This window comes from bacterium, assembly GCA_027622355.1.
In the GTDB taxonomy this organism is placed as follows: Bacteria; UBA8248; UBA8248; order UBA8248; family UBA8248; genus JAQBZT01.
In genome coordinates this window covers 1-7,102 of record JAQBZT010000158.1, presented here as the reverse complement: position 1 = coordinate 7,102, position 7,102 = coordinate 1, and the positions used below count along the sequence as shown (strand labels likewise).

Genomic DNA, 7,102 nt, shown 5'->3' with positions numbered 1-7,102 from the left:
TCTGGAGGACCTCCACCACGCAGTTCGGAGGAACGCCTGGATCCTCGGTCACGGACACCGCCTCGTGCACGTTCGGGTCGAAGGGCGCGCCTTTCCCCGGAACAGGCTCGACGCCCGCGCGCTGAAGTGCGTCCTGCATCCGCTTCAGCGTGAGCCGGAGACCTTCTATCAGGGCCTGCTCGTTCTCCCCGGCCGACTCGAGGGCGCGCTCGAGATCATCGGCGATGGGAAGGATTTCGGCGAGGATGCCCTGGACGATGCGCGCCTCGGTATCGGCGCGCTCGCGATGCTGGCGTTTACGGAAGTTCTGGAAATCCGCCTGGAGGCGGATGTAGAGATCGTGGTAGTCGGGCTCGGGAGGGGGGGCTTCTTCTGCCTCGCCCGGAGGAGCCGCAGCCGCGGCGGCTTCTTTTTCCTCGGCAGGGCTGCCGGGGCCGGCCCCTTCCCGGGGCGCTGCGCTCACTGCACCTCCCCGGAGGACAGGTACGCGGACACCGCATTGGCGGTCCACTCCACCAGGGAGACCGCCCGGTCGTAGTGCATCCGCTTGGGGCCGATAATGCCGATGGCGCCCAGCGGCCGATCGCCCATGAAGTAATTCTGGACCACCAGGCTGCAGTCCTGCATGGTATCCATCTCGCTCTCCGAGCCGATCAGGACGGTCAGCCCCTGCGACTTCATGCACCCATCGAGCAGGTGAACCAGCTTCTCTTTTTCCTCGAACGCCCGGAAGAGTGTGCGCACCTTCTCCATGTCGTCGGCGAAATCGGGCTGCGAAATCACCCGGGAGGCACCCTCGACATAGACGGTGGACGTGTCGGCGGCGCTGTCGTCCTCTCCAATGAAAGCCTGCTCGCTCAAAGAGAGCGCCCGGCGGCGAAGCTGATCGATGCCCTCGGTGTCGGCCTTCATCTTTTCGAGAATCGTGGCCCGGATTTCCCGGAGGGAGAGCGCGGAAAACTCATCGTTCAGCATGCGCGAGATGCGGTGCAGCTCTTCCTGGGAGATGTCATCTTCGGTCACGGCGATGCGGTTCTGCACGACGCCGCTCTTGGTAACGATGACGGCAAGCACTTTTCGCTCGGCCAGCCGGATGAACTCGATATACTGCAATTGAAGCTGCTCTCCGCCCGGAAGGAGAATGATCCCCGCCTGCTGGGTCAGGCCCGAGAGAATGCGGGAAGCCTGGGTGAGCACCCGTTCGATCTTCGCCGCCCGCTGGGTGTAGCTCCGCCGGATGGATGCCTGCTCCTCCTTCGTCACCTCCGGAACGGAGGAGAGGTTGTCCACGAAGACGCGATAACCCAGATCGGTGGGCATCCGCCCGGCGGAAGCGTGGGGCTTGGTGAGAAAACCCTCGTCCGCCAGATCGCTCATGATGTTCCGGATGGTGGCCGGACTGAAAGAGATGGCGCCCCCTTTGGAGAGCGTGCGGCTTCCCACCGGCTCCCCCGTTTCGATAAACGTGGAGATCACCGCCTTCAGAACATCCATGTTTCGCGGGGATAGCCCGCTGCTCGTCATCGCGATATCCTCACCCAAGGGGCGCGTGGGGCACAGGGCTTAGCACTCCGGACGCCGGAGTGCTAAAAAGAAAATAGAAAGGAGTGCCGGGCCATGTCAAGATCAAGGCCCCTGTTCTCCTTAAATATAATGCCTCTTCCAGGAGGGAAACCCCTCGAAAGCCCGATTTCGCATCATGGGCATTTTTGACCTCCCTCTGATGATTTGTGAGAACCGCCATGCGCCAGACCGCCACAACCCCGCCCGGCCCGGCCCCGAAACAAGAGGCTGAACGGCCCGCGAGCGGCCAGACGCCCCGGCTCACCGAGTCCCGCCGGGCCAGCCGCCGGTTCCGGAACCTGATCGTTCTCTGGACCGGCGTGGTGCTGGCCATCCTACTCGCCCTCTCCTACAAGGTCTACACGGACGCAAAAAAGGACATCGAGGAAAGCTTCAACCGGCAACAACTTTCCCTCGCCGATCAGGCCGCAGGCCGGATCGCCTCCTTTCTCGATGAGATCACCGCCAGCCTCCGCTACAGCGCCAGCTTCCTCCGAACCGTCGGCGTCGGCCATCCGGGCCGGATGAGCGCCATCGCCGGCCTCTACGACCGCCTCGGCGGGCGGGTCCGGGTGAGCGAGGTCGGCTTTCTCCTGCCGGGAGATGCCACCCGGCCCGCCGCGGGCACGCAGGCATACTACCAGGGCATCTCCCGGTGCCCCCCGGGCCGCCCTGCATGCCTGATGATCATCGGGAAAAAGGACGTTCCGGAATTCATCATGGGCGCCGCGCTGGTCGCCAAGGGCGATTGGCTCTACGCGAAGGTCACCATCGAGGATCTGGACCGGGCCTTTGTCAGACCCGTCCGCTCGGGCGCCAAGGGACGCGCCTGGCTAATCGACGAGAAGGGGCGAATCCTCATCGGTCCGGGCCTCACGCCGATGAAGGGAATCCGCCTGGCCCATCTGGCGGAGCAGATGGGCGATCAGCGCCTTCTTCACCTGGTGCAGCGAATGCGGCACGGCGAGCGCGGTACCGGATGGCACACGGATTTCCGCCCCAGGGAGCGGGCCGAGGAGAACCGCTATCTCACGGCCTTCACCCCGGTCAAGGTCGGGGAGGAAAGATGGTCGCTCGCTGTCACCGCCCCCTCCTCGGAGGTGGTCGCTCTTGTCCGGCGGACCTTCCGGAAGGGATTTACCATCACCCTGTTCGGCTTCATCGTGGTGATCGCGGCCGCCATTTTGCTGCTCGACCGTGAGCGGCGCCGGATCCGGGCCGAAGACCATCTCATCTGGTCCGCCCAGGTGTTCGAGAGCAACCACCGCCTCCAGGCGCTTTTCGACGGCATCACCGACGCCATCTGTATCGTGGACCAGAACTATTGCATCCAACTCCTCAATCAGGGGATGGGGAATCTCCTCGGCCGGGGCATCTCCAACCTGCTGGGCCAGTCCTGGGGGGGAGAGGGCTCCCCCATCCCGGGACCACTTGTGGACCGCCACCTGATCGCGCGCACCTTCGAGACCGGAGCGACCGGCTTCGCCGAGCACAGCATCACCTTGCCCACCGGAAAGCGCGTGGACATCGAGGCCTACACTTACCCCATCTCCGACGCCCTCGGGGAAACCATTCAGGCCATCGTTTACCTGAAGGACGTCACCGAGCGCCGCGAGCTGCAAAAACAGCTGCTCCAGAGCGACCGCCTTTCCATCGTCGGGAAAATGAGCGCCCAGGTGGCCCACGAGGTCCGCAACCCGCTCTCCGCCATCAACCTCAACACCGAGCTTCTCGAGGATGAGCTCGAAAAGTTCGGGAAAAGGGACTCGGGCGAGGCCTGGACGCTGCTGCGCTCCATCCAGACCGAAATTGAAATCCTCCGGCAGGTGACGGACGACTACCTGAAGTTCGTCCGCATGCCGCAGGCCGACCACCAGGCCGGCGACATCCACGAGCTGATCGAGGAGCTTCTCCAGTTCCTCGCCGAGGAAGCCGCCAGCCGCAACATTGAAGTCAGGCGCGATCTGGAGGATGCTTTGCCCGATGTGGAGTTCGACGAGGCCCAGCTTCGGGTGGCCCTTCAGAACCTGGTGCTGAACGCCTTTGATGCAATGAAAGGGGGCGGGCGCCTCACGGTGGGAGCCCGGGCTGCCGAGGGCGGCGTGGTGATCGACATTACCGACACGGGAAGCGGCATACCGGCGGATAAGCAGGCGTCCCTCTTCACGCCCTTTTTCACCACCAAGGCCAGCGGAACGGGACTCGGCCTCATACTGGCGCAGCAGATCGTCCACGAGCACCGCGGCTCGATCCGCTTCGCCAGCCAGGAGGGAGAGGGCACCACCTTCCACATCTATCTGCCATCGGCCGCACAACAGGAGAGCCAGGTTTGACCGCCAACGAATCCACCCACGTTCTCGTGGTTGACGACAAGCGGGGCAGCCGCGAGGCTCTGCAAAAAATGATCTCGAAGGAGGGGTTCCGGGTTTCGCTCGCCCACGACGCCGAAACGGGGCTGGAAATTTTCTCCGCCGACCCGGCCCACATCGTCATCACGGACCTGCGCATGCCGGGCCTGAGCGGAATCGACCTCCTGAAAGAGATCAAGAAAAGAAACACGGAAACCGAGGTCATCCTCATCTCCGGCTTCGGGACGGTCGAGACCGCGGTCGAAGCCATGCGCGAGGGAGCCTGCGATTTTCTGACGAAACCGCTCGAGCGCGTGCAGGTTCTGAAGACCATCTACAAGGCCATCGAGAAGCAGGAACTCTTGCGCGAGAACGCCGACCTCAGGGCCCAGCTTCAGAACCTCCAGAGCCCCACCGGCCTGATCGGAAACAGCACCGCCATCCAGAATGTAAACGAACTCATCGGCCAGGCCTCCCCCGCCGCCGCCACCGTGCTCATCCTCGGGGAAAGCGGAACGGGCAAAGAGCTGGTGGCCAACGCACTGCACAACATGAGCGAGCGGCGGAAAAACCCGTTCGTGACGGTGAACTGCGCGGCGCTGCCCGAGACTCTCCTGGAAAGCGAGCTGTTCGGCTACGAACGCGGCGCCTTCACCGGGGCCGTCTCCCGGAAAGAGGGGCGCTTTTTCCTCGCGAACGGGGGCACGCTCTTCCTCGATGAGATCGGCGACATGCCCCTTGCGCTGCAGGCCAAGCTCCTTCGCGTGATCCAGGAGGGGGAGTGCGAGCGCCTTGGCGGGAACGAAACGCTGAAGGTGGATGTCCGCATCATCGCGGCGACGAACCAGAACCTCGAAATCGCGATCGCCGAGCGCCGCTTCCGCGAAGATCTCTATTACCGCCTGAACGTGATCAACATCCAGCTCCCCCCCCTGCGGGAGCGCCGCGGGGACATCCCGCTGCTCATCGAGTTCTTCCTCCGCCGCTTCGCCGAGAAGAACAAGCGGAACATCAACGGCTTCTCCCGCGAGACCATCGAGGTGCTCTCCAACTACGGCTGGCCCGGCAACGTCCGGGAGTTGGAGAACACCGTCGAGCGCGCCGTCGTCCTCAGCCGGGGGGAGATTCTCACCGTGGACGATCTGCCGCTTCAGATCACGAAAGGGCGCGCGGCGGCCGAGGAGAACGCCGTGGAGGCCAACGCCCCCATCATCAGCATCCCGGTGGGCACCCCGCTCGCCGAGGTCGAACGCAAGGTCATCCTCGAAACCCTCCGCCAGACCGGCGGGGACAAGAGCGCCGCCGCCCGCAAGCTCGGCATCGCCACCCGGACCATCTACCGCAAGCTCGACCAGGCCGAGGGCACGCGCACCGGCTGAGCCCCCGGACGCCCAATGCATTGTTTTTCGCCGGGCTCTCCCCCTCCCCTGACGGTTTTTCCCGGCCGGCCTTATATTTGATCAGAAGGAACGACCCGATGGAACGCGCTTCCCGCCAAGCCGCCCGGGGGTGCATCGAGGAGGGAAATACCATGCGTCTCGAGGGCAAAAACCTGATCGGCGGAAGATGGGTTCCGGCGCGAAGCGGAAAATTTTTTGAGAGCACCAATCCGGCCTGCACCGATGAGGTGATCGGGCGGTTTCCCCGCTCCGGGGCCCCCGACGTGGAAGAAGCCGTCGCCGCCGCCCGGGCGGCGTTTCCCGCATGGCGCGCCCTCTCCCGCATCCGGCGCGCCGAGTGCTTCGACAACTTCGTCCAGCAGGTCAAGAAGGAAACCCAGGAGCTGGGCCGGCTCGTCTCCCGCGAATGCGGAAAGCAGCTCAACGAAGGCCTCGCCGACGTCATCGAGGGCATCCACATGGCCCAGTACGTCTTCGGGACCTCGCGCATGGGCCACGGCGAAGTCATCTCCAGCGAGGTCGCCGCGAAAGACGCCTACATTCTCCGCAAGCCCAAGGGGGTGATGGCCGTCATCACGCCCTGGAACTTCCCGTTCGCCATTCCCCTGTGGCTGATGGGTCCCTCTCTCGTGGAAGGAAACACGGTAGTCTTCAAGCCCTCCGAGGAGACGCCGGCCACGGCCCACCGGCTGGTGGAGCTGATGGCCGAGGCCGGCTTCCCGGAAGGGGGGGGGAAACTCATCCAGGGGATCGGCGAGGAGGCCGGCCCGCCGCTCGTTGCCCACCCCGGGGTGGAGGCCGTGCTCTTCACGGGCTCCTTCGAGGTGGGGCAGTTCATCCGGAAGACCTGCGCCGAGAGCGAACACCGCCTGGCCGTGTGCGAGATGGGCGGGAAGAACGCTCTGATCGTGCTCGCCGACGCCAAGATGGATCTCGCCGTGAACGCCGGCATCCTCAGCGCCTTCAAGACGACCGGGCAGCGGTGCGTCAGCGCGGGGCGCATCCTCATCGAAGAGCCCATCTACGAAGAATACTGCGCGCACTTCACCCAGAAGGCCCAGCGAATAAGATTCGGCGATCCGCTCGATCCGTCCGTTTTCATGGGACCCCTCATCAACGAGGCGGGCGCCGCCAAGGTGCTCCGCTACAACCAGCGGGCCCGCGAGGACGGAGCCGAGGTGCTCCTCGATGGGGGCCGGGACGAGGGCGATGGTTTTGGGCGGGGCCATTTCATGACCCCCTTCGTCTACAAGATGGCGCCCGATGCGGGCTCGCCCGTGCTGCGGGAGGAGGTGTTCGGCCCCCATGTCGCTCTCGTTCCCGTCCGGGACATCGATCACGCCATTGCCGTCTACAACGACACGCCCTTCGGGCTCTCCTGCTCGGTCATCACCGAGAGCTTCCGGAGCGCCCGCCGCATTCAGCGCGAGTGCGACTTCGGGCTCGGCTACGTAAATCTCCCCACCATCGGCGCCGAGGTGCATCTTCCCTTCGGCGGGGTGAAGCGGAGCGGAACCGGAATGCCCTCGGCGGCAACCCTGATCGACGCCGTCACCCACCGCGTCGCCTGGACGGTCAACAACGCCGAAACGATCGAAATGGCGCAGGGCCTCTCGGCGGATATCGACTGAGCGCACGCCTCCCCCCGCCGGGAGGAGGGCTCCCGCGCCTGCTGCGTTCTCCCCGAAACACTTTGTGCTAAGCTGAACCCGCAGCGAATTCTTTGGTAGTGGGTCAGTTTGCACAACGGACCCGTGGTGTCATTCCGAAGGAGCGCAGCGACTGAGGAAT

5 protein-coding genes are annotated in these 7,102 nt (G+C 64.5%); 3 read left to right on the top strand and 2 right to left on the bottom strand.

The features are described 5' to 3' along the window. Together O2807_09890 and hrcA are read right to left on the bottom strand one after the other, a co-directional pair. Positions 1 to 463 (bottom strand): nucleotide exchange factor GrpE (locus tag O2807_09890; GenBank protein MDA1000806.1); only part of this gene is annotated, 463 nt, incomplete at its 3' end. Next, positions 460 to 1,524, bottom strand: a complete 1,065-nt coding sequence (hrcA, locus tag O2807_09885) for a heat-inducible transcriptional repressor HrcA (protein ID MDA1000805.1) — start codon at positions 1,522 to 1,524, stop codon at positions 460 to 462. The genes O2807_09890 and hrcA, both read right to left, overlap by 4 nt. A gap of 218 nt (positions 1,525 to 1,742) precedes the next feature. Here hrcA and O2807_09880 point away from each other — a divergent pair, with 218 nt between their 5' ends. From O2807_09880 to O2807_09870, 3 genes are all read left to right on the top strand, one after another. Continuing rightward, entirely contained in the window at positions 1,743 to 3,896 is a 2,154-nt protein-coding gene (locus tag O2807_09880; protein MDA1000804.1) for an ATP-binding protein, read from the top strand. After that, positions 3,893 to 5,290, top strand: a complete 1,398-nt coding sequence (locus tag O2807_09875) for a sigma-54 dependent transcriptional regulator (GenBank protein MDA1000803.1) — start codon at positions 3,893 to 3,895, stop codon at positions 5,288 to 5,290. Before O2807_09880 ends, O2807_09875 begins: the two co-directional genes overlap by 4 nt. Positions 5,291 to 5,388: 98 nt before the next feature. Further along, positions 5,389 to 6,942: an aldehyde dehydrogenase family protein gene (locus tag O2807_09870; GenBank protein MDA1000802.1), complete on the top strand. Its 1,554-nt coding sequence runs from the start codon at positions 5,389 to 5,391 to the stop codon at positions 6,940 to 6,942. The last annotated feature ends 160 nt before the right edge of the window (positions 6,943 to 7,102 follow it).

Bases quoted from the DNA above. Each gene is read 5' to 3' on its own strand.
- O2807_09870 (MDA1000802.1), top strand. From the start codon at position 5,389: ATGGAACGCGCTTCCCGCCAAGCCGCCCGGGGGTGCATCGAGGAGGGA.
- O2807_09880 (MDA1000804.1), top strand. From the start codon at position 1,743: ATGCGCCAGACCGCCACAACCCCGCCCGGCCCGGCCCCGAAACAAGAG.
- hrcA (MDA1000805.1), bottom strand. From the start codon at position 1,524: ATGACGAGCAGCGGGCTATCCCCGCGAAACATGGATGTTCTGAAGGCG.